We start from the raw sequence: 23,767 nt of genomic DNA on the forward strand, positions 1-23,767 counted from the left end.
TTCGTTCCTCGCCCCATTATCCTTCCGCGACGGGTTCGAGAGCATCGTCCGAATCGCGGAAGGCGATGTTCGCGCCGAGGGAAGAGAAAGCTTCGACGACATTTTCGTATCCGCGTTCGATGTGGTGGACGCCGGCAATCGAAGTCGTTCCGTCGGCGGCGAGGCCGGCGAGAATGAGGCAAATGCCCGCGCGAATATCCGAGGCATGCACGTAAGCGCCTTTCAGCCTCGTGCCTCCTTTGATAAAGGCGACGCCGGAACGGATTTTGATGTCGGCGCCCATTCGTTTCAGTTGATAGGCGTGATTGAACCGATTTTGGAACACCGTATCGGCGACGATGCTTTTCCCGGACGCTTGCGTCAGAAGGGCGGTCAAAGGCTGCTGCAAGTCGGTCGGGAAGCCGGGATACATGGCCGCCCGGACGCGGGTCGCCCGGACGATTCCGGTGGAATGCGCCGTAACGAAATTGTCGCCGGCTTCGACGTGCAGCCCGATTTCCTGCAATTTATGGATGCACGAAGTCAAATGCTCCGGGATGACGTCTTGCACGGTGACGGTTCCGTTTGTTATACCCGCCGATATCAAAAACGCGCCCGCGATGAGCCGGTCCGGTATGACGGTGTAGGTGCAAGAGGTTAAGTGGGATACCCCTTCGATGCGGATCGTGTCCGTGCCCGCGCCGGTTATTTTCGCTCCCATCTGGTTGAGGAAGTTGGCCGTATCCGTCACTTCGGGATCGCGGGCGGCGTTTTGCAGCACAGTGCAGCCTTGGGCTCGGACGGCGGCAAGCATGCTGTTGATCGTCGCGCCCGAGGTGATCGTGTCGAAGTAGATCGTCGTCCCTTTCAGCTGCGCGGCTTCCACCTCGTAATAATCGTTATGAAACGTAAAGCGGGCCCCCATCATCGTTAAAGCTTTAATATGCTGATCGATGGGGCGGTGCACGAAGTCGTCGCCGCCCGGGTACCCGACCGAAACTTTGCCGAATTTGGCGAGCAAGGCCCCGATAAAATAGTAAGCGGTTCGGAACGTGGACGATTTGTGCGGATCGATGCAGGCGTGCTCGATGTATCTCGGGTCGACACGAACTTCGCCGGGCCGGTCCGAACTTATGATAAGGCCGATTTCGCGCCCGATTTGGGAGATGACTTTAATATCGGCAATGCTCGGGATGCCGAGCAGCGTTACCGGTTCGTCCGCCAGACAGGCAGCGGCCAGCAGCGCCAGAGCGCTGTTTTTGGAGCCGGGAATTTTGATGGAGCCCTTTAATTCGAGCGATCGCCCTACTTCAATCCACCTCATGTTGATTACCTCCGATTGGCTCTTCTTCCCCTGCGACGATCACTTTCACTTTGCGGCTTTCGATGTCGCGCACGATTTTTTCCGGGGACTCGCGATCCGTAATAAGCAAATCCAATTGTTCTATAGGGATAGACATGGCGAACATTTTGAGCCCGAGCTTTTCATGCGGGGCCAGCCCGATTTTTTTTCGGGAACTTTCGGCGAGGGCGCGGGTAAACGCGGCTCCCTCTGGGGTGGCGGTGCTGATTCCGCTCGCCGAAATGCCGCCACCGGTAATAAAGCTTACGTCCAAGGTAAACTTGCCGATCATCTCGAGCGCGATGGAATCGATCATGTTGCCGGAAGAAGGCCGCAGCTTGCCGCCGATGAGATAGGCTTCGACATTGACCCGCTCGCGGATCGATTCGGCGATTTTGAGCGAGTTCGTCACGACGGTGAACGGCATATCGTGCGGGAGATATTTCAGCATGCCGTAATGAATGCCGGCGCCGCCGATAAACACGGTATCGTTTTTTTGAATATAGGTGGCGGCCAATTTGGAAATCGCATTTTGGTGGGGCGCGCCGTCTCCGTACCGCAAAGCTTGGGGCAGGGGGAAATTGCGCACTTTCGGGTGCGCCGCGGCCGGTATCGCCCCGCCGTACGTTTTCTGCAGCAGCCCCTGATCCTCCATGATCGTCAAGTCCCGGCGTACGGAGTCAATCGAGATGTGAAACAGCTCGGCGAGGTCCTTGGCGATGACCCGCCGTTCTTTTTCCAGCAGCTGCAAGATGTGCTGCCGCCGTTCTTCCGCTAGCAAAACGTATCCCCCCAACCCGGTTGGAAACTATATCCTTATGATCATACTCATCATATTCACTATCGTTCATTATTGTCAATAAATTTGTCCGCGATCATTCATTTAGTTTCATGATGTTTCATGATTTTTGTACAAAGCTTCGCCATATGTCGTAATATATGTCGAAGTTTTACTTAATGTCCTGCCCTACATTACAGAAATTCAGCCGAGAAAGCCCATTCTTTCAGGCAGGGGATGAATCGGCTTTGGACAAGGGCTGTCCGTTGGACAGCTTAGTGATCTTACATTCTTTTGCAGTTGGATATCGCAAATTGATACAATTGTACTATGGGGCAAGAATATTGAAGAACTGCAACAACCGTTTCACTCATCAGCTATCATTTTATGTTTTGTCCGCGCTACGCGATGAAAGGGATGCCCGATCATATGCATTTGTTCTTGAACGTGCACCCTACCCATAGTCCGCCAGACATCATGGCCAAATTGGAAGTGGCGTCTTCAAGATCGTTGCGTTAAGAATTTAAGCACTTGAAGCACTTGCCCAGCCTGTGAATGCACTCCTATTTTGTCACTACGGCAGGGAACATGCCAGCCTAAGATGCTATATGCACTGTCTTAGGACGGGCTGATGGCACAGCCCCGAACTTGGGAGTTGCACGAAGCAGAAATGAACTGAGTGCGCCAAACACCCAAGAATCCCACGGCTTTAGCCGTGAGGAGTGTCAAAATGGGCTTAAAGTTTTCATACAACATGGAGGGTCGTCTTGCATGGAAAAACGAACAAAACATATCGCCTCGGTGTCGCTCGGCGTCATGGCGGCCGGCTTTGCCGGTTCCTTCGCGCTGCCGGCCGGCGCGGCGTGGGGGGCAGTGCTGCAAAGCGGCTTTGAAGCCGGGCTTGTCGGCGGGCTCGCGGACTGGTTTGCGGTGACGGCGCTGTTCCGCCATCCGCTAGGCATCCCGATTCCGCATACGGCGCTTTTGCCGCGCAATCGCGAGCGGGTGACGAACGCGCTCGTGAACGCGGTCGAAAACGAGCTGCTGAGCAAGCAAAGCATTGCGGACAAGCTGGGCGGCGTCCGCCTGACAGCGGCGCTGCTTGACACGCTGGAGCGCAGCGTGCCGCAGGGACAGCTCGCCGCGTGGTGCGCGGCGGGACTGCAGCAGGCCGTGCGGCATGCGCCGCTTGACCTGCTCGTCCCCTTCGCCGCGGAGCAGGCGAAGGAAGCGCTGCGCGAGCTGGACATCGCGCCGCTGCTGCAGAAGCTCGGCGAGCAGGTGCTGGCGCGCCGGCTGGACGAGCAGGCGCTCGACGCGCTGCTGGAGAAGGCCGAAGAGTGGCTGGCGAAGCAAGAGACGCGCGATTCGCTCGGCAGGATCGCTATGGGTGCGGTAGCCCAGCTCGAGCTTGGCGGCTTCATGCAGTTTGCGGTCAACGCCTTCATCGGCTACTTAAGCGAAGACAAGCTCGGCAGCATGATCCAAAATTTCGGCTTGGGCTATATATACGATCTGCGCTTCCCCGGGCATCCGCGCCGCGATGAAGCGCTCGCCTTCGTTCGGCGCCAAATCGCGGAGCTCAGCCGCTCGCAGCGGCTCATCGCCCAGCTCGAGGAGTGGAAGGCGGAGCAGCTGGACTCCCTCGACTTGACCGCGCCGCTCGGCAAGCTGCTGAGCCGGCTGCAGGAGCGCCTGCTCGCGGCGCTGGCCGACTCGGGCTTCGCGGAGCGCACGCTGCAGCCGATGCTGGAGCGTCTGCTGGCCGGATTGCGGTCGAACGAAGAGCTGCAGCATAAAGCAGACGGCTGGATGCGCGAGCAGCTCGTGCGCCTCGTGGAAGCGAATCACGGCAAGATCGGCCAGCTTGTGCGCGATAACATCCGCAAGCTGGACGATGCCCAGCTGATCGAGATGCTGGAGGACAAAGTAGGCAAGGATCTGCAATGGATTCGCGTCAACGGCGCGGTGTGCGGGTTTCTGATCGGGATCGTGCTCGGCCTGGTCAAGCTGCTGGCATAGGCGGCCTGGGCTGCTCTTTCATACGACGGATGCGGAGCGGAGGGTGGGAATGTGGGGCGGAGAGCGAAGCGTGCGCCTTTGAACCGTGTTCCCGACAAGATTTCCAATTCATTGGAATACGAGTTCAAGGAAGCCGGAGACTCACATTCCCATTCCGCAGCGCAGCCATACTTTCTCGGGCAGCCTGCGTCTCACCGGTTGTTTTCCATCTGCAACGCGCCCCTACGGCGTAACCATTTTTTCACGGCTATCTGGGCAAGCACCTAGTGGCGGCGCGGCGCATACAGTGCAGGGTATGGATTTTGAAGGAGTGATTCATATGTCCAATCCATCCCCTGGCCACGCTTCCGGCGATGCCGCAGCCGCCGGCGGCGCCGCTGCAGGCAATGCGCCGATCCCGCAGCCTTATGCGCCGTATGGCTCTTACAGCCAGTTTGTCCCGGGCGGCATCTATGTGGGTCCGCGCATGCATCCGCCGCTGCCGTACGTTTATTCACTTTACGGGCCCGGCTTGAACGTACCTGCGGGCGCGTTTTACGCTCCCGGCGTTCCCGGTGCGACGGGCGTGCCGGTACCGGGCCTGCTGTTCAGACAGCCGGTCGAACCGCACGCGGGCGGGCCGGAGCGGCCCGAAGAGCGCCCGCCCCACGTCGAGCACGTCGATTGGTCGGCACGTTACCCGAACGAAATCGTTCTGCGCGGGCCCGAGGCCAAAGAAGTGGCGCTGACGTTCGACGACGGACCGGATGACGTGTGGACGCCGAAAGTGCTCGACCAACTTGCCCGGGTAAAGGTGAAAGCGACGTTCTTCATTTTCGGCCGCCGCGCCGAGCGATTCCCGAACGTGCTGCGCCGCATCGTGCGGGAAGGTCATATTGTCGGTAACCACACGTGGAGCCATCCCAATTTGACGAAGCTTACTGCCGATGAGGTACGCTCGGAGCTGGAGCGCACGGACGCCGTAATCCGGCGGGAAACCGGCAAAGTTACGGCGTTGTTCCGGCCGCCGTACGGCGCTTTGAACGACGTGGTCGTGCAGGAGGTCATTCGCCTGAAGAAAAAAATCATCTTCTGGAACGTCGACTCCCTCGATTGGATGCAGTTGAACGCCAGGCAGGTGGCGGCCAACATTTTGTCCAATACCCGCCCCGGTTCCATCATTTTGCAGCACAGCGCCGGCGGCGTCGGCGAGAACCTGCAAGGCACCGTCGATGCGATCCCGGTGGTCGTAAACGAGCTGCATAAACGGGGATATGCGTTCCGGACCGTACCCCAGCTTGTCAATATTCCCGCCTATCAGCCGTAGTCCGCAAACCGCAATTGTTCAGGCTGCCTAGTAAGTAGGGCTGCGCTGCGGACCTAAGAATGTGGGTCTCCGGCGTCCTTGAACTCGTGTTCCCTCAAATATGAAAACGAGGTGGGAACACGAGTTCATAGGCTTATGCTTACCAAGCGAGTTTTGCTGCGCAAAACTTGTAGCTCTCAGAACCACATTCCCATCCTCCGCTCCGCTTTTCTCGGGAAGCCGCAATTTTTGCATTTGTTTACAATTCGCGGTATAAATGAAAGCAAGACGATGCAAATGAGGCGATGCGATGGGCGTGAAATTCGGCCGGGCGTACGGTGACATCATTAAAGATTTCTCGGACGCCTTAGGGCAAATCGACGATCTGTACACGTGCTTTGAAATGACGGAAGAGGGCTGGCAGGAGCTGGAGCCGGCGGAACGAACCGAATGCATCCGTACGCTGGCGGACGACCTGTTTTACGGGCTCGGCACGGAAGAAGTGCTCGCGGTCGGCAGCGGAACCGTATCCCACGATGCCGAGCGCCACGTGCTCAAGGTGCATATGCTGCCCGACATTACGGCGATCGTGTACTTGGTGTAACAAGCTTGCGCAAAATGCCTCTGTACATGCCTGAGCGGCAAGTACAGGGGCATTTTCCGTCATGTTCTTCAATTCGAGGGGCGAACGGCCGATATACGAACTAACAGTGAGAGGGCGGCATCGGCGCCGTTAGTATGGAGATACAACGAAATGAAGAATAGACGCTCTTCCAGTACCATATTCATATTCGCATTCGTCATTGTGCTTGTTTGCGGAAATATGTTGTCTCTTGCCGGTTCGGACAACCAGCCCCGAGCCCGGGAGGGCGTTCTCGATCTGCGCGGCTGGAGCGAAGGGAAGCTGCAGGCGATCCAATTGAGCGGGGAATGGGAATTTTACCCGGAAGAGTGGGTAACGGATGCCGATGTTCGGGGAAATACGGGAGGAGACCGCCCTTCGCGTTTGGTGCAGGTGCCCGGCAAATGGAACGGGGCTGTCAGCGGCAAAGCGTTCGGCTACGGAACGTACCGTTTGCATGTCGTTATGGATCAAAACGATGCCGGCCTGTGGGCTTTCCGGGTTCCGCTCGTTCGTTCTGCGCATCGGTTGTTCATCGGCAATGAAGAGATCGGAGCAAGCGGCAGCCCTTCGGACGACCGTGCCCGCAATGTGCCCCGGGTCGCCCCTTACATCGCTTACAAAGAAATTCGCCAGTCGAGCTTTGACATATTTGTACAGGTCGCCAATTACGATCATGCCGTCAGCGGCGGTATCGTTCATTCGATCGAAATGGGGCCGCCGGCCCTCCTCAATGAAGAGCGCGGGCGCATAGCCGCTTTCGAATTCGGAATCATTATCGTTTATCTTTTATTCGCTCTTATTTTCGCCATCATTCAGGTTCAGGCGCCTCGGAACGGGTGGATCTGTCTATCGCTTTTTTTCCTGTGCAACGCATTGGCTTTGTCGGATCAGGGAGAGCGATGGCTGCTGCGGTTGTGGCCCGGCCTGTCTTATCACTCGGTCGCTCAACTCTACTGCCTTTCAGCAATTGGCTTCACCGTTTGCTTGTATTTGTTTGTCTGCCGTCGGAATGAGGGCATAAGAAGTCTTTTGTTCAAACGGGGATTGCTCCTGCTCGCCTCTGTTTCCGCAATTTGCACGTTTCTGTTGCCCACGCCGGCGATTACGGTACTTCTGCAATGCTGGGTATTCGTCTCGGCCGCCGTGCACGTTTGGGTGCTCGTTGCTTTGTTCCGGAATTTGCGCCTGAGCGACAACTCTTGGATCGAGTTTTGCTCCTTCGTCCTGTTCTCGGTGCTTGCGCTATTGAATTTGCATTTCCAATCCGGGGCAAGCGAAGCGAATCTATGGTTTTTCATCCAGATGGTCGGCTTCTGCGCCGCCATCTCCATCCTCTTTTTGCAGCAATATGTGCGCTTATATCGAAAAACAAAGGCGTTATCGCAAGAAATGCAGCGCAAGGACCGTTTCCGGAACGACTTCATGGCACGCATTTCGGAGCAGATGCTGACTCCTTTGAACGCCATCATCAGCATTGCGGATGCCAATCTGTATTCCTGCAAAGGGCTTTCTCCCGAGCAAAAGCGCGATTTGCGCCTGATCACATCAATCGGTTGGACGGCAAAACAGCTGGCAAGCGGCTTGCTCGATTTCTCGCGCTTGCGCGAAGGCGACATTGCGCTCCGCAAACGGCCGATCGAGCTGGCTGCCGTCGTGAACGATGCTATCGAACGATTTCGATATGCGGCCTTCTTCGGGGACAATGTGAAGCTTGAGAACGGCATTGAAGCGGATTTGCCTCCGCTTTTCGCCGATGAGCAGAGACTGCATCAAATCTTGTCGGGGATGATTCAATTTGCGGCCAAGACTTTGGCTGAAGGAACGGTATGCTTTCGCGCGCGTCCCGGACAAGGAGCTGTCGAGCTTCGCACGATCATGAGCGGCAACGGGATAACGGCGGAGCTGCAGACGGAAATTCAAACTTTTTTGCAACGGGCGGATGCGAAATATATATCGGCGCAAGAGGAAGCGAAGTTCGGGCTTTTTCTCGTTAAAGATTTGATCGAGCTGCACGGCGGGCACCTGGCCGTCCGGGCGGCAGCCGATACGGAGACCGATCGGGCGGGGCCGCAAATCGTATTTTCGTTCGCTTTGCCGATTGCCGCTGCTATTCCATCCGCGGAAGCCGCGCCCCAACCCGCCCCGGACGATTTCCTCGGCAACAGCTTGTCCGGCCGAACGCCCCCGGATCCCGAAAGCGGGGCTTCCCGGCCGGCGTTCCCGGAAGAAGCTGCAAAGGGGACGGATGCGGCGAATATCGTTGTGGTGGACGACGATCCTCTCAGCCTGCAAATTTTGTCGAAATTGTTGTCGTTGGACGGCTACCGGCTGGCCTTTTTCCGGGAAGGCACGGCTATGCTCGATTGGATGCAGCGCAAACAAAAAGCGGACCTGGTCATTGTGGACCGCATTTTGCCGGGAATGTCCGGGGTCGACATATGCCGCAAAATACGCGAGCAATATTCGTTGTTCGAGCTTCCCGTCCTTTTGCTCGGTTCCGCCGGCTTCCCGGATCATGCCATCGCCGCCAGCCAGGCGGGAGCGAACGATTTCCTGACCAAGCCGATCGAAGCGTCGGAACTGCGCGTCCGCGTCCGCACTTTGCTGCACATGAAACGTTCGGCCCAAGAGCGGATCCGGATGGAGCTCGCATTTTTGCAAGCCCAAATCAAGCCCCATTTTTTGTTCAACACGTTAAACTCGATTGCGGCTTTGAGCAAGCGCCAGCCGGACAGGATGGCGGATTTGCTGAACGAATTCGGCCACTACTTGCGGGAGAGCTTCCGCTTCGACAATTCCGAACCCCTTATTCCGTTCGAGAGAGAGCTGGGGCTCGTCAAATCGTACCTGCATATCGAAAAAGTCCGCTTCGCCGAGTGGTTGACGTTCGACATTGAACTGCTAACCGCTCCGGACTTCCGCATCCCGCCGCTGACGATCCAGCCGCTCGTGGAAAATGCGGTGCGGCACGGCATTATGCGCAGAGCGAACGGAGGGCATATCCGCAACCAGGTTACCCGGGATGAACGGGATATACGGATTCTGGTGAAGGATAACGGAGTCGGCATGGTCCCCGCCAAGCTCGAGAGCTTGTTCCAGAGTTCTCCGGGCGAAGGGATCGGCATTCGAAATATCGACCGGCGTTTGAAGCAGCTGTTCGGCTATGGATTAACGATCAAAAGCAGGCCGGAGCAAGGCACCGAAATTGATATCCGGCTGCCTATTGGAAAGGTGGGTTGTCATGAAAGCGATGCTGGTTGACGACGAACCTCTCGCGCTGGAACATTTGGCCGGGGAGCTGGAACGAATCGGCGGCGTGGAAATTGCCGGGAAGTTTCGAAATCCGAAGCTGGCGCTCGAGCATGCGGACAAGAGCAGGCCGGAGGCGGTCTTTCTCGATATCGAAATGCCGGAAATGAGCGGCATCGAGCTGGCGGAACGAATATTGGCGAGGCACCCGGACACGATGATCGTATTCGTTACTGTCTACGATGAATACGCCGTCAAAGCGTTTGAATTGAACGCGATCGATTACATTTTGAAGCCCCTCCATGCCGAGCGCCTGGCGCGGACAGTCGCCCGGCTCAGTGAACGAGCCAAGCTCCGGACACAGAGCTCGCCGTCGGGCGGATCGCTGCTCATACGCACTTTAGGTTCGCTGCAGTTTGAAATCGCCGGGAAGGAACCGTTGTCGCTGCGCTGGAAAACTTACAAAGCGCAGGAGCTGTTCGCCTATTTGCTTCAGCACCGGGGAAAGCCGGTGCGCAAGCACGTTCTGCTGGAGCAATTATGGCCCGATACCGATTGGAAAAAAGGAATGATGCAGCTCTATACGGCTATATATCAAATGCGCAAACTTTTGCATGACGAGCAAATCGATGTCCGGATCGTCAACGTCGAAGACGGCTACATGCTGGATATAAACGGCAATCGGGTGGATGCGGAGGAATGGGAAAAACAGATGCAGGGGGCTCCCGTTCCGGATCCGGACAATTTGGAATTTCATGTGCGGCTATCCTGCCTCTATCAAGGAGATTATCTTGCGGCATACCCGTATCTGTGGGCGGAGACGGAGAGGCGCAGGCTGCGGGCCATGTGGCTGCGGCATGCGAAGCAAATCGGGAGCGGCTATCTGGAACGAGGCATGGCTACGGAAGCCGCGGCGCATTACTTGCGGGTTCAAAGCGTACTTCCTTCCGAGGAAAGCGTTTATTTCGAACTGATGCTCATCTACGACCGTTTGTCCGACCGCTCCTCCGTGGAAAAGCAATATGAGCTTCTGAAACATATGCTTCGTCAAGAAATGGGGCTGGAGCCTCATGCTTCGATTCGAAAGTGGTTTGACGATTGGAAAAACGGCGCATCCCCATTATTGTGAATTCGGCCTGTTTGGGCAGCCTTGGCGGCGCCCTTTTTTTGTTTCAGAAAAGTTTCAAATCCTTCCTGTATAATGGAAAAAAGGACTTTAGGCCTATCAATAACATGGCATATGTTTGTCGGAATGGCTGAAAATGCCGAAATAAGGCAAAAGGAAGCGGCTCATGCTGCTGCCGGCCGGCACAAATGAACGCATATCGCATTTTTACTACGGGAGATGGTTGCAAATGGAGCACATGGAACATGTTCACGGTTCGTACGATTTTATGCTGGTCGTATTTTCGTATGTCGTTGCCGTCGTAGCTTCGTATACGGTGCTTGATCTGGTCGGAAGAATTAGCACGTCAAGAGGAAGGAGCCGGTGGCTATGGCTGTCGTTCGGGGCCGTTGCGATGGGCATGGGCATCTGGTCGATGCACTTCGTCGGAATGCTCGCCTTTTCGCTGCCCGTTCCGGTCGCCTATGATCTGAAACTGGTTGTATTGTCCGTACTGGCAGCCATGGTCGGGTCGTTCATCGCCTTGTTCGTCGTTGGTCAACCCCACATCACGCTTCGCCGCTTGTTTGTCAGCGGAGTGTTTCTTGCCATCGGCATTTGCACGATGCACTATACTGGAATGGCCGCCATGATGGTCGGAATTACATACGATCCGTTCTACTTCGCGCTGTCGGTGTTGATCGCGCTGGCCGCATCGTTCGCGGCGCTTTGGTTATCGCTGTATTTCCGCCAGGGGGGATCCGGGGGCGAAGGGTGGAAAAAGGCCGGAAGCGGATTGGTCATGGGCGCCGCGGTCGTCGGCATGCATTATACGGGGATGGCGGCGGCTCAATTTCACCTGGACGCCCAAGCGGCAGCGGCTAACGGGGTTGTGCTGGACCAGAAATGGCTCGCTTATTTCATCGCGGGAGGCACTTTGTTCACGTTAGGCTTGTCCCTGTTCGGCATCTTTATTTCCAATCGTTTTTCCCGCAAAGATTCGGAAATCGAAGCGAAAGCGCACGAAATTTATTTTATGAACCAGGAGCTGCGCATGCTGAACGAAAATTTGGAGCAGCTCGTGAAGGAACGGACGGCGCAGCTTGAAAAAGCACATGACGAAGCGATCAAAGCGAATATGATCAAAAGCCAGTTTCTGGCCAACATGAGCCATGAGCTGAGAACTCCGCTTAATGCGATCATAGGGTACAGCGAAATGCTGATCGAAGAAGCGGAGGAGCTCAGCGAGCCGATGTTCGCGGAAGACCTCGGCAAAATTCGGAAAGCCGGAAACCATCTGCTTTCGCTGATCAACGATATTTTGGACATTTCGAAAATTGAAGCGGGCAAAATGGACATTTTCTACGAGACATGCGATCTGGCCGGCTTGACCCAGGACGTGGTGACGACCGTCAAACCGCTGGTTGAAAAGGGTGGCAACCGGTTTGAAATCCGTTCCGCCGCAGGCGAAATGACGACGGATGTGACGAAGCTGCGGCAAATTTTGATCAACTTGCTCAGCAACGCAGGCAAGTTTACCCAGGGCGGCACGGTCGGTTTCGATGTATATCCGCTAACCAAAAATCATGTGCCGGGTTACGGCTTCCGCGTCCGCGATACGGGAATCGGCATGACGCCCGAGCAGATCGAGAAGCTGTTTCAACCGTTCTCGCAAGCCGATTCGTCGACGACGCGCAAATATGGAGGCACCGGACTTGGCCTGGCGATCAGCGAACGGTTCTGCAGTCTGATGGGCGGCGATATTGAGGTCGACAGCGAGCTTGGAAGCGGCAGCACATTTACTTGCTGGCTTCCCGCAACCCCTCCCGGACATGTTCCGGCTGCGGACAAAACGGCAGACGAGCGGGCGAAGCCGGAAAATACGCATCCGGCCAGCATTTTGCTTATCGACGATGAACCTTTCAACCATCAGTTGATGCAGCGGTATTTGGCCAAGGAAGGCTGGACGCTGGCATTCGCGACGAGCGGCCCGGAAGGATTGCAGCTTGCCAAAAAGCTTAGGCCGGAAGTGATTTGCCTGGACATTCTGATGCCAAGCATGGACGGGTGGAGCGTGCTGTCCGCAATCAAGAGCGATCCTGAGCTGCAGGACACCCCCGTAGTCATCTGGTCGATGACAAGCGCAGGCAGCTCGGTTATGCGCTCGGCGCCGCCGAATTTTTGACCAAGCCGGTGCAGCGGGAGCGGCTCATCAGCGTGATGAACAAGTACATCCAAAGCCGGACCGACCACACCGTTCTTGTCATTGAGGACGACGAGGCAACAAGCGAACTGATGACCCGCCTGCTGCAGAAGGAAGGATACACCGTTGCGCAAGCGGGGAACGGGCTGAGCGCATTGGATTATATAAGGAAGCGGACGCCCGATCTGATTTTGCTTGACCTGATGATGCCGGAGATGGATGGCTTCCAGTTGGTCACGGAATTGCAAAAACAAGAAGTGTGGCGTTCCATCCCGGTTGTGGTGGTTACGGCCAAGTCGATAACGCCCGATGAGCGGCAGAAATTAAACGGCTATGTGCAAGACGTCATTCAAAAAGGGGCGTTCGATCACAAAAATCTGATGGCGGAAATTCACAGACTCATCGCCGTTTCGGTGGAGGAAGGAGGTTGACCGGTTTGCACACCATTTTGCTGGTCGAAGACAACGAAATGAACCGGGATATGTTATCCCGGCGTTTATCCCGCAGCGGATATCGGGTCGTCATGGCTGAAGACGGCAGACGGGGCGTTGACCTCGCGCTGGAAGAGCGTCCGGACGTCATTCTGATGGATTTGAGCTTGCCCGTTCTGGATGGATGGGAGGCGACCCGATTGCTCAAAAGCTCGCCGGAGACACGGCATATACCGGTCATTGCCTTAACTGCCCACGCCATGGCGGGCGATCAGGAGAAGGCGTACGAAGCGGGCTGCGACGATTTCGACACGAAGCCGGTTGTCATGGCGCGCTTGCTTGATAAAATCAATGCCGCACTCGCCAATCGAAATGAATGAGCGACGAAACGGAGAATTTCGATGAACGATACCAAGCTCGCGAATATTTTAATCGTTGACGATCAGGAATATAATATTTCTTTATTGGAGCGAATTTTAAGCAGGGCGGGCTTCAAGCACTTATACAGTACAATGGATCCCCGGCAAATCCGGCAATTGCTGACGGAGATCGACCCGGACATTGTGCTGCTCGATTTGCACATGCCGGGAATGGACGGGCTCGAAGTGCTCAATCTGATCCGCGAGCATACAGGCGCGGAAAGTTATTTGCCCGTATTGATGCTGACTGCCGACATGACGTCGGAAGCCAAGCAGCAGGGGCTGCAGGCGGGCGTCAACGACTTTTTGACAAAGCCTTACGATCGAACGGAAGTCATACTGCGCATCAACAATTTGCTCAAAACCAGGCAGCTTCATTTGCAATTGCAGCGCCACAGCGAAACGCTGGAGGAAAAAAGTCCGGGAACGGACGGCAGAGCTTGAGCGGGCCCAGATGGAGATTTTGCAGCTTCTCGGGCGTGCGTCGGAGTACCGGGACGACATGACGGGACGGCATACGCAACGGGTCGGCCTGTTGTCGGGGCTGATCGCGGAGCGGCTTGGCCTTTCGCCAAGGCACGCCGACATGATTCGCATGGCGGCAACGCTGCACGATATCGGGAAAATCGGCATTCCCGACAGCCTGCTGTTAAAGCCGGGACGTTCGAACCGGGAGAGTTCGAGCGCATGAAGACCCACACGACGATCGGCGCTACCATACTGGAGGGAAGCTCCTTCGCCGTGCTCAAAATGGCCCGAACGATAGCGGGATCGCATCACGAGAAATGGGACGGCTCCGGTTATCCCGGGAGGCTGGCAGGAGAGGCGATTCCGATCGAGGCGCGCATCGTGGCGCTTGCCGATTTTTACGACGCTTTAACGCACGAGCGGCCTTACAAAAAAGCGTGGACGCCGCAAGAAACCGTCGACGAGGTGAAGAAGCAGCGCGGATTCCATTTCGATCCGCAAATCGTGGATGCGTTTATTGATGTGTATGAAACGTTCAACCTTTCGGACCGACCGCTCATGGAATGGGCGGCTGAAGAGCCAACCGGATAAAAACGCGCGGAACGCGCGACAAACAACCCCGCTCTAGCAGGAGACGGGGTTGTTTGCGTTCGGTCTGTAGACACGGCGTGCATCGTTGTGAAACAATAAAGCTAAATTCCGGCGCAGGAGGGAAGCCGCATGGCCTACCGGACAGAGGACAAATATTGGCGCAAAATGAAGGGCGACCGGCTCCCGGAGTTTTTCCGCAGCATAGGGACGGACGGCCGCTTGGATGCGGAGCGGGTCGCTTTTGTCTGCATCGGCACGGACCGCTCGACCGGCGACGCGCTCGGGCCGCTCGTCGGCACGATGCTGCAGGAGGCCGGCTGCCCGCATGTCATCGGCACGCTGGAGCATCCTTGCGACGCCAGCAATTTGGGGGAGCGGCTGGCGGAAATTCCGGCCGGAGCGACCGTCGTCGCCATTGATGCTTGTCTCGGTCAGCCGGCTTCGGTCGGCTTGTTCCAAGTATCGAACCAGCCGCTCGTGCCAGGCAAATCGGTCGGCAAAGCGCTGCCCGTCGTCGGCGATTATGCGGTGGCGGCTATCGTCAATGCGGACGGGCCGCGGCAGATCCATATTTTGCAGAGCACCTCGCTCCATCACGTGCTGACGATGGCGCGGCAGCTGGCCGCGGCAATCGCCGCAGCGATGCGCCGAGGCGGGTAACAGCGTGAGAGTCAATACATGAACGGCAAAATGGCCCGGCGCCCGCCAATCGGGGGGCGCCGGGCCATTTGTGCGCTTGTGCGCTATCGTCAATTGCCGGATTTGCGCACGATCGCTTCCACCGCGACCTCGACGTTGCCGCGCACGGCTTGCGAGATCATGCACGCTTTCTCGGCCCGCTCGGCGGCGAGCAGCGCCTCTTCGCGCCGCTCGGCCGACAGCTCGCCGTCCAGCTCGATCGTCGGGCGATGCACGATGCGGCGGTACGTCAGGCGTCCGCCCTCGCGCTCGACCTCGCCTTCGGACACGAGCGTCAGCCGGCGCATGGGCAGCTTGCGGTTTTCGAGCACCGACGCCAGCGTGATCAAATAGCAATTGGCTGCGGCGGCAAGCAGCAGCTCGTCGGGATTCGTGCCGATGCCCGGGCCGCCCATATCCGCGGGGATCGATACTTGCGCCGTCATCCCGCGCGTCGAGATCGAGCCTACGCCGCGGCGTCCTCCCGACCAGACGCCTTGCAGTGTGAAACGAAACGTTTCTTTCTCCGCCATGTCCATTCCTCCGTCTGCGAGTAATGAAGCCGAAAGCGAGCCGTCATGAACCGGCGGCTTCGAGCGTTTTTCCTTTCGCCAGCAAATACGTAAAGAACGTCAAGTAGTACGATACGATAACGAACAGCACCGCCGATGTGATCGGGTCGCGGGAGAGATCCCCGTACGGGTTCGCTCCGGCGCCGCCGGCCGCCGCAGAGTTCGGCACGCCGGGATTCAGCAGTGCCATCTCAATGAGCCTGTACGCGATGCGGCCGATGAAGAGCACGAGCACAATCGCCTCGACGATACCGTGCGTGCGGTAATACCAGCCTTGCTCCCGCTTCTCGAATTTCAGGTGGCGGATACCGTAATAAGCGAGCGTCAGCCCGCAGATGATGCCGACGGCGTCGCCGGCCAGCAGAACAGGCCGCGCCACCGCCATGGCCAAAACGAGCAGTCCGACCGCGGCGAACAGTACGCAGCGGAAAATGAAGCGGCGCGGCTCCAGCTTCTGGAAGCCGACCGTGCGCCGGATGCGGCGATAAATGCCGAAGCCGACGGCCAAGACGACAAACAAGAGCGATACAGCATGGTTCATGAACGATAAAGCCTCCGAGTTTAATTTGAGGGTGCCGACACATGTCCGACATTATTTTAACATAGGAAGCATAGATTGTAATTACATGTCTTTTTTGACAGGAGGGACAATGATGTCGATCATCCGCCATCACAACTACCGCAGCGAGAACGGGGAAATATACTGCTGCCTGCGCAACCGCGTCGTCAAGCTGGACGACGAGCAGCTGCAGCGCTTTTGCCAAGGCTGCGGCATGTTTGCCGGCACGATGCCGCACGTTCTCGTGAGTTGCGACTGGGACGACATTGGCGGTGTCAGCAACCCGCATGTGGCGCTCGACCCGTGGCAGGAGTTCAAACGCAACCAGATCAAGCAGGTGCCAGCGGAAGGAAGCGCGGCGCTGCAGCGCTGCAGCTGAGGCAAGGACTCGGTTGCGGGGAGTTGCAGGCGACTCATTTATGTATATGCGCGGCGCGTGCTTTCTTGCTCGTGCTGCAATTGCAGTGAGCGCAACTGCAACGCGATTTCACGCAATCGGTCCGCTGAAGTTGCTGTGAGAGCTATTGGAGCATCAGCACACATAAAAAGCAGGCTGTTACCGCAGTGGGAGCCTCCACTTTGGGAACAGCCTGTTTTTTCGTCAAATGCGGTTGACCATACGCGGCTTCTATGTTCGCCTTTTTGCTTGCGAAGCAGCCTTCACGATCCCGTGAACACGCTCCACAGCTGTTTGCCGATGAGCACCGTCGTGACGATGATGAACAGCGGCTTCACGTACGCGCTGCCTTTGCGGACGGCGAGCCGCGTGCCGACGAGGGCGCCGGCGATCATGGCGATGCCCATCGGCAAGCCGTAATAGATGTTGACCGAGCCGAGAGCAAAAAACGTAGCGAGACTGGCCAGGTTGGAGCCGAAATTGAGCACTTTGGCGTTCGCCGACGCCCCGACGAAATCGAAGCCGGCCAGCAAATACATGAAAATAAGAAACGAACCCGTCCCCGGACCGAAGAAGCCGTCATAGACGCCGAGCGCCAAAGCGCAGGCGGCGATCGCAACGCCGCGCCAGCCGCTCAGCCCGGAGAACGTCGAGAGGCCGTCCCATTTTTTCTTCAGCAGCGTGTAGATCAGCACGGCGATCAGCATGATAATGACAAGCGGCTTCAGAAAATCGGCGGGGATGAGGTGCACGAGATAAGTGCCGCCGGCGGCGCCGAAAACGAGAGCGGGAACAGCCGCAGCCCCAGCTTGCGGTCGATCCGGCCGGATGAGAGAAACGAGATCGTGCTCGTCAGCGACGACATCGTGCCGGCAAGCTTGTTCGTGCCGAGCACCAGATTGGGCGGGAGCCCCGTGAACAGCAGCGCCGGCACGGAGATGAGCCCGCCGCCGCCCACGACCGAATCGATAAAGGCGGCAACGAAGCCGGAGCCGATCAGAAACAGCAGCATTTGCAATGACGGATGATCCATGATGACAGCAACTCCTCGGTGCTTGAATAATGCCGCGAACACGTACCAGTATAGGCGATAGCGGGAAAAGCGAAAGGGGGGAAACAAAAGTTTTGACGGCCGAATACAGCAGCGGAGAAAGACCGGATGCGGCGCCTCCGGCTTTTTTTTGCCTGGACAGCTCATACCCCTTAAAATAAAAATAGTTGTTGTCGAAATACGTAGGTTTGTGTAGACCGCCATTTACAATATCATTAGACTTGAGTTTCATAAACGTTTCATCAACTCATTCGCATCGCAGAAAGCGTTTACAAGAAAGGAGACATGCACCATGAAGAAATTTGGTTTGGCGCTGCAAATTGTAGTCGGCCTTATACTCGGCATTATCGCCGGCATCGTATTTTACGGAAACCCTACGCTGCAAACTTATTTGAATCCGCTAGGCAACATCTTTATGAGACTGATCAAGATGATCGTCGTGCCTATCGTCGTCTCCTCGCTGGTCGTCGGCGTCGCCGGGGTCGGCGATATCAAGAAGCTCGGCAAACTGGGCGGCAAAACGATTCTGTACTTCGAGATCGTGACGACGGCCGCTATCGTTGTCGGGCTGCTGTTCGGCAATGTGTTTCATCCGGGCTCGGGCGTGGATATGAGCCATTTGGCCAAAACGGATATTAAAAGCTACGTGGATACGGCCCATTCGACGCAAAGCCACAGCCTTGCCGATACGTTCGTGAACATCGTGCCGACGAACTTTTTTGAAAGCTTGATGAAAGGCGATATGCTGGCCGTCATTTTCTTTTCCGTCATGTTCGGCTTGGGCGTAGCGGCGGTCGGCGAGAAAGGGAAGCCGGTCATCAGCTTTTTCCAAGGCGCGTCGGAAGCGATGTTTTGGGTGACGAACCAGATCATGAAGTTCGCTCCGGTCGGGGTATTCGCCTTGATCGGCGTCACCGTTTCGAAGTTCGGCGTCAGCTCGCTGCTGCCGCTGGGCAAACTGGTCGTTTCCGTTTATGCGGCGATGCTGTTTTTCGTCGTCGTCGTGCTCGGCGCCGTCGCCAAAATGGCGGGAACGAGCCTCCTGTCCATCTTGAAAATTTTGAAGGAAGAAATCATTCTGGCTTACTCCACGGCAAGCTCCGAATCGGTTCTGCCGAAGGTCATGGAGAAGATGGAGAAGTTCGGCTGCCCCAAGGCTATTACATCGTTCGTCATCCCGGTAGGATATTCGTTCAATCTCGACGGTTCGACGCTGTACCAGTCGCTGGCGGCGCTCTTTATCGCCCAAATGTACCATATCCATATGCCGCTTTCCACGCAAATCACGCTGGTGCTTGTGCTGATGGTCACTTCCAAAGGCATTGCCGGCGTCCCCGGCGTCTCGTTCGTCGTGCTGCTCGCTACTCTCGGTTCCGTAGGCATACCGCTGGAGGGGCTCATGTTTATCGCCGGCATCGACCGCATTCTCGATATGGCGAGAACCGTCGTGAATGTCGTCGGCAATTCGCTCGCCGCGGTCATTATGTCGAAGTGGGAAGGCAAGTACGACTCCATCAAGGGCCTTAAGTTTATCGAATCGATCAAAAAAGCCGCATAACAGGAGGAATGAAACGATGATGAAATCAGTTGCAGCGAACGGTCCTACGAGGGTGGAGCACGATTTTCTCGGCGACAAGGAAGTCCCGCAAGACGCTTATTACGGCATTCAGACGATGCGCGCGGCGGAAAACTTTCCGATTACCGGCTACCGGATTCATTCGGAATTGATTCGCGCTTTAGGCATCGTGAAGAAATGCGCGGCTCTTGCCAACATGGAGATCAAGCAGCTTCCGCCGCGGCTGGGCGAAGCGATCGCCCAGGCGGCGGACGAGGTGATTCGCGGCAAATGGGACGAGCAGTTTATCGTCGACCCCATTCAGGGCGGTGCAGGCACCTCCATCAATATGAACGCCAACGAAGTGATTGCCAACCGCGCGCTTGAACTGCTCGGGGGCGAGAAAGGCGACTATTTTACGGTCAGTCCGAATTCGCACGTAAACAAAGGGCAATCTACCAACGACGCGTTTCCGACAGCTATGCACATTGCGGCGCTGTCGCTGCTGAACAAGCTGCTGGACACGTTGCACGAATTGCACGATGCATTTCAGCGGAAAGCGGAGGAATTCGACAGCGTCATCAAAATGGGCCGCACCCATCTGCAAGATGCGGTGCCGATCCGGCTCGGCCAGGAGTTTGCGGCTTACGCCCGCTTTATCGGACGGGACATCGGGCGCATCGAGAAAACCAAAACGCATTTGTACGAAGTGAACATGGGGGCTACCGCGGTAGGAACAGGGCTTAATGCCGATCCCCGTTATATTCGCCGCGTCGTGGAGCTGCTTGCCGAGGAAAGCGGATTTCCGCTCCGCAGCGCCGAAGATTTGGTCGACGCTACGCAAAACACCGATGTGTACACGGAAGTTTCGGCGGCGCTCAAAGTATGCATGATGAATATGTCCAAAATGGCCAACGATCTCCGGCTGATGGCTTCCGGCCCCCGCGCCGGCTTCGGCGAAATCCGGCTTCCGGCGCGCCAGCCCGGATCGTCCATCATGCCGGGGAAAGTCAATCCGGTCATGTGCGAGGTCATCAATCAGGTCGCTTTCCAGGTGATCGGCAACGACCATACGATTTGCCTGGCGGCGGAAGCGGGGCAGCTCGAGCTCAATGTCATGGAGCCGGTCCTGTTCTTCAATTTGCTGCAATCGCTCAGCATCATGAATCAGGCGTTTCAAGCGTTCGCTTCGTTCTGTCTGGAAGGGATAGAGGCGGATGTGGAGCGGTGCCGGGCGTACGTCGAGAACAGCGTCGGGATTATTACCGCGCTCAATCCGCACCTCGGCTATGAGGCTTCGGCCAGAATCGCGCGGGAAGCGATCGAGACGGGCCGTCCGGTGCGGGAGCTCTGTCTTCTGTATCAGGTATTGACCGAGGAAGAGCTCGATGTCATCCTGAACCCGTATGAAATGACACACCCGGCATTGCCGGAGCCTCGTTATTGGAGCGGGACAAATAAGCTTTTCACAGATCGTTGCTATTTGCTGTGATTGAAATCACATGCGCCGGGCACCTCGATTTATATACTTGATTCATGTCAAGTCTATGAAAGCGAGGAGAGTCACATGCTTAGCGACAAAACGATCGCTATCGTCAAATCCACCGTTCCCGTTCTGGAGAAGCACGGGACTGATATTACAAAACGTTTCTATCAGCTGCTGTTTGCCGATCATCCGGAGCTGCTGAACATTTTCAACCATGCGAATCAAAGCCAGGGCCGGCAGCAAACGGCTCTCGCCAACGCCGTCTACGCGGCGGCGCAGCATATCGACAAGCTGGAGACGATTTTGCCTGTCGTGAAGCAAATCGCGCACAAGCACCGCAGTCTCGGCATCAAGCCGGAGCACTACCCCATCGTCGGCAAAAATTTGCTTGCCGCCATTAAAGATGTGCTCGGCGACGCGGCTGGCGAAGACATCCTACAGGCTTGGGCGGAAGCTTATGGCGCCATCGCGAACGCCTTTATCGGGGTCGAAGCGGATATGTACCGGCAGGCCGAGGAACAGGCCGGCGGCTGGGAAGGATTCAGGCCGTTTGTCGTGAAGAGCAAAGTCCGGGAGAGCGACGTCATCACATCGTTTTATTTGGTGCCGCAGAACGGGCAAGCTCTTGCTTCCTTCCAGCCAGGGCAGTATATCAGCGTGAAGATGGATATACCGGGCGAAAAACATACGCATATTCGCCAGTACAGCCTGTCCGACGCTCCGGGCAAACCGTATTACCGGATTTCCGTGAAACGGGAAGACGCGATTCACGGCCGGCCGGCGGGCAAAGTGTCGGTGTACTTGCACGAGCATGTCGGCGAAGGCGACGTATTGTGGCTGTCGGCTCCGGCCGGAGATTTCACCCTGGATCAGGAGGATACTCGGCCTGTCGTGTTCATCAGCGGCGGGGTCGGTTTGACACCGCTGGTCAGCATGCTGAACACGCTGGCCGTCACGAACTCCACCCGCAAAGCGACTTTTCTTCACGCCGCTCGGAATGGGAATGTTCATGCCCTCAAACAAGAAGTCGAGGAGTTGGCGAGCCGTTCGCCGCACGTGTCCGTCTTTTGGAGCTATGAGAAGCCGGCACAGCGCGACAAGGAGCTGAATGCATTCGACAAAGAGGGGTATATTGACTTGCCATGGCTTCAGAAAGTCGTTCCGACAAAAGAAGCAAGCTTCTACTTCTGCGGTCCCGTTCCGTTTATGCAAGCGTTGAACGGCTTGTTAAAGGAATGGGGAGTTGCCGCCGCGGATATTCATTATGAGTTTTTCGGTCCGACCGGCAATTTGGAAGATGCCGCAAACGCGAATCCGGAAGTCGCTGCGGGGCAACGCTAAGACTCGGAACGCTGCGGCGTTTCCGCTTGGCTGCGCAGCAGCCGGTTGACCGTCTCGCGGCGAAGCCCGATGAACTGGCCGATTTCGTCCTGCGTCAGCACGTCTGTCAAACTGTCCGGAGCGACGTAAGTATGGAACCAGGATTGGAGCTTTCGGAGCTTCTCGGCGGGCGACACTTCGGTGAGCTGGTCGATGCGCTGCTGCATCATCCGCAATTTGTCCTGCAGCTGCAAAGCGACGAACCGGCACCGGTCCGGATCTTGCTCCAGCTCCCGGTACCATTCCGCCTCCGGCAAAACGTCAACTTCGCAAGTAACGACCGCCACGGCGGTACCGTAATAAGGATTCGGGCTGATCAGGGAATGATGAGGTATAATTTCGTCCGGCACGATCATGTTGACCAAAATCTGCGAGCCGTCTTGATGGACTCGAACGATTTTGAGCAAACCGCTTCTGAGACGATACAGAGGCCCCGTTTCTCCTTGACGGAACAAGACCTCGCCTTTATGCAGTATCATAAGAAAGCCTCCATCATGCAGAAAAGCGAAAGCCGGCACGCCCGGCCTTTCGCTTTTCTTATCATATCAGTCTTCGCTTCCCGCCTCTTTATAATGGCTAATATCCCCATGCAAAATGATTTCCGGTTGATTCATCCCGATCTCAACCTTGCATAAACATGCCGGATGGATGTACGGAGGATTCCAGATCCGGTTCAGCGGGCGGTCTTCAAAATGGGCCATCAATAGCTTGACTACTACGGTGTGCGTCACGATTAAAATAGATTTGTCCTCGTTTTCGCCAATTATGCGGTGCAATTGGTCGACGGCGCGCCGGGAAACCTCCTGAAACGTTTCGCTTCCCGGCACGCGAAATTGGCCCGGATCGTTCCAGAAATAATCCAATTGCTCCGGATAGAGCTGCTTAACCTCGGTTTGAGTCAGGCCTTCCCAGATTCCCAAATGAATCTCCATCAAAGCGCCGCTTTCCATGATGTCAAGGTCCCTTGCGCCTCTTATGAGTTCAGCTGTTTTGCGAGCCCTGGGACTTGAGCTTGAGAAAATGGTATCGATTCGCTCATTTCGGAGCGATTCCCCTAACCATTCGGCTTGTTTCGTTCCGAGCTCCGTTAGGGGGGAGTCCTGATGGCCTTGAAATCTATGCTCGACATTCCATGCGGTCTGCCCGTGTCTAACTATGTAAATGGTAGTTTTTCCGCTCATCGCCGAACCCTCTTTTCATGAGGCAGGGACTCCTTCAGCAGCAAGGAGTCCCGTTTTTTTTGCTTTGGCACCGTTAAAGTTTGTCGTAAGTAATGATTTCTTTCATTTCTTCGGCACGATCGCCTGCATAGGATGGAACTCCGTGTTCATTAACCCCGCCCGGATAGCAGGATCGTCCTGAATAAAGGCGCGGATCTGTTCTTCACTGTCTGCCTCCACAATCCCCAGGCCGTAGAAGCCTCCGGGGGCCTGCACCGGACCAAACACCAGAACATGGCCCCTGTCCATCAGATCTGTCCAGTAAGCGATATGCCGGCCCATAATCTCCCTTTCCGCTTCCGTCATGTCCTGCGCGAATGTAGGTCTCTTCGGCGGATACTTGATCATGAAATGCATGTTCTCCATCCTCAC

The 23,767-nt window shown here is 56.4% G+C and carries 20 protein-coding genes and 4 pseudogenes; 16 read left to right on the forward strand and 8 right to left on the reverse strand.

Annotated features, from left to right (window positions below; all coding sequences use genetic code 11):
* Nucleotides 1-16: 16 nt before the first annotated feature.
* Both murA and SD70_RS16570 read right to left on the reverse strand, forming a co-directional pair.
* A complete protein-coding gene (murA, locus tag SD70_RS16565; protein ID WP_041048641.1) occupies nucleotides 17-1,303 on the reverse strand; it encodes a UDP-N-acetylglucosamine 1-carboxyvinyltransferase in 1,287 nt (428 codons plus the stop codon).
* Nucleotides 1,290-2,102: a DeoR/GlpR family DNA-binding transcription regulator gene (locus tag SD70_RS16570; RefSeq protein WP_041048642.1), complete on the reverse strand. Its 813-nt coding sequence runs from the start codon at nucleotides 2,100-2,102 to the stop codon at nucleotides 1,290-1,292. The genes murA and SD70_RS16570 overlap by 14 nt, the downstream gene beginning before the upstream one ends.
* A 384-nt stretch (nucleotides 2,103-2,486) precedes the next feature.
* Between SD70_RS16570 and SD70_RS34950 the strand changes: the two are divergent.
* The 12 genes and pseudogenes from SD70_RS34950 to yyaC form a co-directional block, all read left to right on the forward strand.
* Nucleotides 2,487-2,651 (forward strand): annotated as a pseudogene (locus SD70_RS34950) (transposase); the annotation flags it as partial.
* 219 nt (nucleotides 2,652-2,870) lie between these two features.
* On the forward strand, nucleotides 2,871-4,121 hold the full coding sequence (locus SD70_RS16575; protein ID WP_041048643.1) for a DUF445 domain-containing protein: 1,251 nt from the start codon (nucleotides 2,871-2,873) through the stop codon (nucleotides 4,119-4,121).
* 319 nt (nucleotides 4,122-4,440) lie between these two features.
* Complete coding sequence (locus SD70_RS16580) at nucleotides 4,441-5,427, forward strand: polysaccharide deacetylase family protein (protein ID WP_231571250.1); 987 nt, start codon at nucleotides 4,441-4,443, stop codon at nucleotides 5,425-5,427.
* A 289-nt stretch (nucleotides 5,428-5,716) separates the two neighbouring features.
* Complete coding sequence (locus tag SD70_RS16585; protein ID WP_041048644.1) at nucleotides 5,717-6,010, forward strand: hypothetical protein; 294 nt, start codon at nucleotides 5,717-5,719, stop codon at nucleotides 6,008-6,010.
* 150 nt (nucleotides 6,011-6,160) lie between these two features.
* The gene (locus SD70_RS16590; protein ID WP_041048645.1) at nucleotides 6,161-9,292 is read left to right on the forward strand and encodes an ATP-binding response regulator; all 3,132 of its coding nucleotides are present in this window, start codon (nucleotides 6,161-6,163) and stop codon (nucleotides 9,290-9,292) included.
* A complete protein-coding gene (locus SD70_RS16595) occupies nucleotides 9,273-10,409 on the forward strand; it encodes a response regulator (RefSeq protein ID WP_041048646.1) in 1,137 nt (378 codons plus the stop codon). The genes SD70_RS16590 and SD70_RS16595 overlap by 20 nt, the downstream gene beginning before the upstream one ends.
* A gap of 226 nt (nucleotides 10,410-10,635) precedes the next feature.
* Nucleotides 10,636-12,570 (forward strand): MHYT domain-containing protein, encoded by a 1,935-nt coding sequence (locus tag SD70_RS33460; protein WP_197081064.1) that lies wholly within the window; start codon nucleotides 10,636-10,638, stop codon nucleotides 12,568-12,570.
* Complete coding sequence (locus SD70_RS33465) at nucleotides 12,567-13,019, forward strand: response regulator (RefSeq protein ID WP_052487543.1); 453 nt, start codon at nucleotides 12,567-12,569, stop codon at nucleotides 13,017-13,019. Before SD70_RS33460 ends, SD70_RS33465 begins: the two co-directional genes overlap by 4 nt.
* Nucleotides 13,020-13,024: 5 nt before the next feature.
* Nucleotides 13,025-13,399 carry a response regulator gene (locus SD70_RS16605; protein ID WP_082053430.1) on the forward strand — a complete coding sequence of 125 codons (375 nt, stop codon included), beginning with the start codon at nucleotides 13,025-13,027 and terminating at the stop codon, nucleotides 13,397-13,399.
* Nucleotides 13,400-13,420: 21 nt separating this feature from the next.
* Complete coding sequence (locus SD70_RS38155) at nucleotides 13,421-13,882, forward strand: response regulator (protein ID WP_231571251.1); 462 nt, start codon at nucleotides 13,421-13,423, stop codon at nucleotides 13,880-13,882.
* A 58-nt stretch (nucleotides 13,883-13,940) separates the two neighbouring features.
* Nucleotides 13,941-14,497, forward strand: a pseudogene (locus tag SD70_RS38160) (HD-GYP domain-containing protein).
* Between the two features lie 129 nt (nucleotides 14,498-14,626).
* Complete coding sequence (gene yyaC, locus SD70_RS16615; RefSeq protein ID WP_041048647.1) at nucleotides 14,627-15,157, forward strand: spore protease YyaC; 531 nt, start codon at nucleotides 14,627-14,629, stop codon at nucleotides 15,155-15,157.
* A gap of 89 nt (nucleotides 15,158-15,246) precedes the next feature.
* On the opposite strand, the gene SD70_RS16620 is transcribed toward yyaC, so the two are convergent.
* Together SD70_RS16620 and SD70_RS16625 are read right to left on the reverse strand one after the other, a co-directional pair.
* Nucleotides 15,247-15,708, reverse strand: a complete 462-nt coding sequence (locus tag SD70_RS16620) for an OsmC family protein (RefSeq protein WP_041048648.1) — start codon at nucleotides 15,706-15,708, stop codon at nucleotides 15,247-15,249.
* 43 nt (nucleotides 15,709-15,751) lie between these two features.
* Nucleotides 15,752-16,288 (reverse strand): hypothetical protein, encoded by a 537-nt coding sequence (locus tag SD70_RS16625; RefSeq protein WP_041048649.1) that lies wholly within the window; start codon nucleotides 16,286-16,288, stop codon nucleotides 15,752-15,754.
* 109 nt (nucleotides 16,289-16,397) lie between these two features.
* Between SD70_RS16625 and SD70_RS16630 the strand changes: the two genes are divergently transcribed.
* Nucleotides 16,398-16,685, forward strand: a complete 288-nt coding sequence (locus tag SD70_RS16630) for a hypothetical protein (RefSeq protein ID WP_231571252.1) — start codon at nucleotides 16,398-16,400, stop codon at nucleotides 16,683-16,685.
* A gap of 281 nt (nucleotides 16,686-16,966) precedes the next feature.
* Here the strand turns inward: SD70_RS16630 and SD70_RS16635 are convergent.
* Nucleotides 16,967-17,736, reverse strand: a pseudogene (locus SD70_RS16635) (sulfite exporter TauE/SafE family protein).
* 310 nt (nucleotides 17,737-18,046) lie between these two features.
* Here SD70_RS16635 and SD70_RS16640 point away from each other — a divergent pair.
* From SD70_RS16640 to hmpA, 3 genes and pseudogenes are all read left to right on the forward strand, one after another.
* On the forward strand, nucleotides 18,047-19,312 hold the full coding sequence (locus SD70_RS16640; protein WP_041048651.1) for a cation:dicarboxylate symporter family transporter: 1,266 nt from the start codon (nucleotides 18,047-18,049) through the stop codon (nucleotides 19,310-19,312).
* 19 nt (nucleotides 19,313-19,331) lie between these two features.
* Nucleotides 19,332-20,770, forward strand: a pseudogene (gene aspA / locus SD70_RS16645) (aspartate ammonia-lyase).
* A 106-nt stretch (nucleotides 20,771-20,876) separates the two neighbouring features.
* The gene (hmpA, locus tag SD70_RS16650; protein ID WP_041048652.1) at nucleotides 20,877-22,136 is read left to right on the forward strand and encodes an NO-inducible flavohemoprotein; all 1,260 of its coding nucleotides are present in this window, start codon (nucleotides 20,877-20,879) and stop codon (nucleotides 22,134-22,136) included.
* On the opposite strand, the gene SD70_RS16655 is transcribed toward hmpA, so the two are convergent.
* The 3 genes from SD70_RS16655 to SD70_RS16665 form a co-directional block, all read right to left on the reverse strand.
* Nucleotides 22,133-22,654, reverse strand: coding sequence for a Crp/Fnr family transcriptional regulator (locus tag SD70_RS16655; protein WP_041048653.1), 522 nt, complete (start codon nucleotides 22,652-22,654; stop codon nucleotides 22,133-22,135). The genes hmpA and SD70_RS16655 overlap by 4 nt on opposite strands.
* A 66-nt stretch (nucleotides 22,655-22,720) precedes the next feature.
* Nucleotides 22,721-23,356 carry a histidine phosphatase family protein gene (locus SD70_RS16660; RefSeq protein ID WP_041048654.1) on the reverse strand — a complete coding sequence of 212 codons (636 nt, stop codon included), beginning with the start codon at nucleotides 23,354-23,356 and terminating at the stop codon, nucleotides 22,721-22,723.
* 102 nt (nucleotides 23,357-23,458) lie between these two features.
* On the reverse strand, nucleotides 23,459-23,752 hold the full coding sequence (locus SD70_RS16665) for a YciI family protein (RefSeq protein ID WP_197081065.1): 294 nt from the start codon (nucleotides 23,750-23,752) through the stop codon (nucleotides 23,459-23,461).
* Between the last annotated feature and the right edge of the window lie 15 nt (nucleotides 23,753-23,767).

It is taken from the genome of Gordoniibacillus kamchatkensis (assembly GCF_000829455.1).
GTDB classification, from domain to species: domain Bacteria; phylum Bacillota; class Bacilli; order Paenibacillales; family NBRC-103111; genus Gordoniibacillus; species Gordoniibacillus kamchatkensis.

What these genes read in the sequence shown, in the direction of transcription:
- murA (WP_041048641.1), bottom strand. Translation starts at nt 1,303, where the DNA reads ATGAGGTGGATTGAAGTAGGGCGATCGCTCGAATTAAAGGGCTCCATC.
- SD70_RS16575 (WP_041048643.1), top strand. Translation starts at nt 2,871, where the DNA reads ATGGAAAAACGAACAAAACATATCGCCTCGGTGTCGCTCGGCGTCATG.
- SD70_RS16580 (WP_231571250.1), top strand. Translation starts at nt 4,441, where the DNA reads ATGTCCAATCCATCCCCTGGCCACGCTTCCGGCGATGCCGCAGCCGCC.
- SD70_RS16585 (WP_041048644.1), top strand. Translation starts at nt 5,717, where the DNA reads ATGGGCGTGAAATTCGGCCGGGCGTACGGTGACATCATTAAAGATTTC.
- SD70_RS16590 (WP_041048645.1), top strand. Translation starts at nt 6,161, where the DNA reads ATGAAGAATAGACGCTCTTCCAGTACCATATTCATATTCGCATTCGTC.
- SD70_RS16595 (WP_041048646.1), top strand. Translation starts at nt 9,273, where the DNA reads ATGAAAGCGATGCTGGTTGACGACGAACCTCTCGCGCTGGAACATTTG.
- SD70_RS33460 (WP_197081064.1), top strand. Translation starts at nt 10,636, where the DNA reads ATGGAGCACATGGAACATGTTCACGGTTCGTACGATTTTATGCTGGTC.
- SD70_RS38155 (WP_231571251.1), top strand. Translation starts at nt 13,421, where the DNA reads ATGAACGATACCAAGCTCGCGAATATTTTAATCGTTGACGATCAGGAA.
- yyaC (WP_041048647.1), top strand. Translation starts at nt 14,627, where the DNA reads ATGGCCTACCGGACAGAGGACAAATATTGGCGCAAAATGAAGGGCGAC.
- SD70_RS16620 (WP_041048648.1), bottom strand. Translation starts at nt 15,708, where the DNA reads ATGGCGGAGAAAGAAACGTTTCGTTTCACACTGCAAGGCGTCTGGTCG.
- SD70_RS16625 (WP_041048649.1), bottom strand. Translation starts at nt 16,288, where the DNA reads ATGAACCATGCTGTATCGCTCTTGTTTGTCGTCTTGGCCGTCGGCTTC.
- SD70_RS16630 (WP_231571252.1), top strand. Translation starts at nt 16,398, where the DNA reads ATGATGTCGATCATCCGCCATCACAACTACCGCAGCGAGAACGGGGAA.
- SD70_RS16640 (WP_041048651.1), top strand. Translation starts at nt 18,047, where the DNA reads ATGAAGAAATTTGGTTTGGCGCTGCAAATTGTAGTCGGCCTTATACTC.
- hmpA (WP_041048652.1), top strand. Translation starts at nt 20,877, where the DNA reads ATGCTTAGCGACAAAACGATCGCTATCGTCAAATCCACCGTTCCCGTT.
- SD70_RS16655 (WP_041048653.1), bottom strand. Translation starts at nt 22,654, where the DNA reads ATGATACTGCATAAAGGCGAGGTCTTGTTCCGTCAAGGAGAAACGGGG.
- SD70_RS16660 (WP_041048654.1), bottom strand. Translation starts at nt 23,356, where the DNA reads ATGAGCGGAAAAACTACCATTTACATAGTTAGACACGGGCAGACCGCA.
- SD70_RS16665 (WP_197081065.1), bottom strand. Translation starts at nt 23,752, where the DNA reads ATGCATTTCATGATCAAGTATCCGCCGAAGAGACCTACATTCGCGCAG.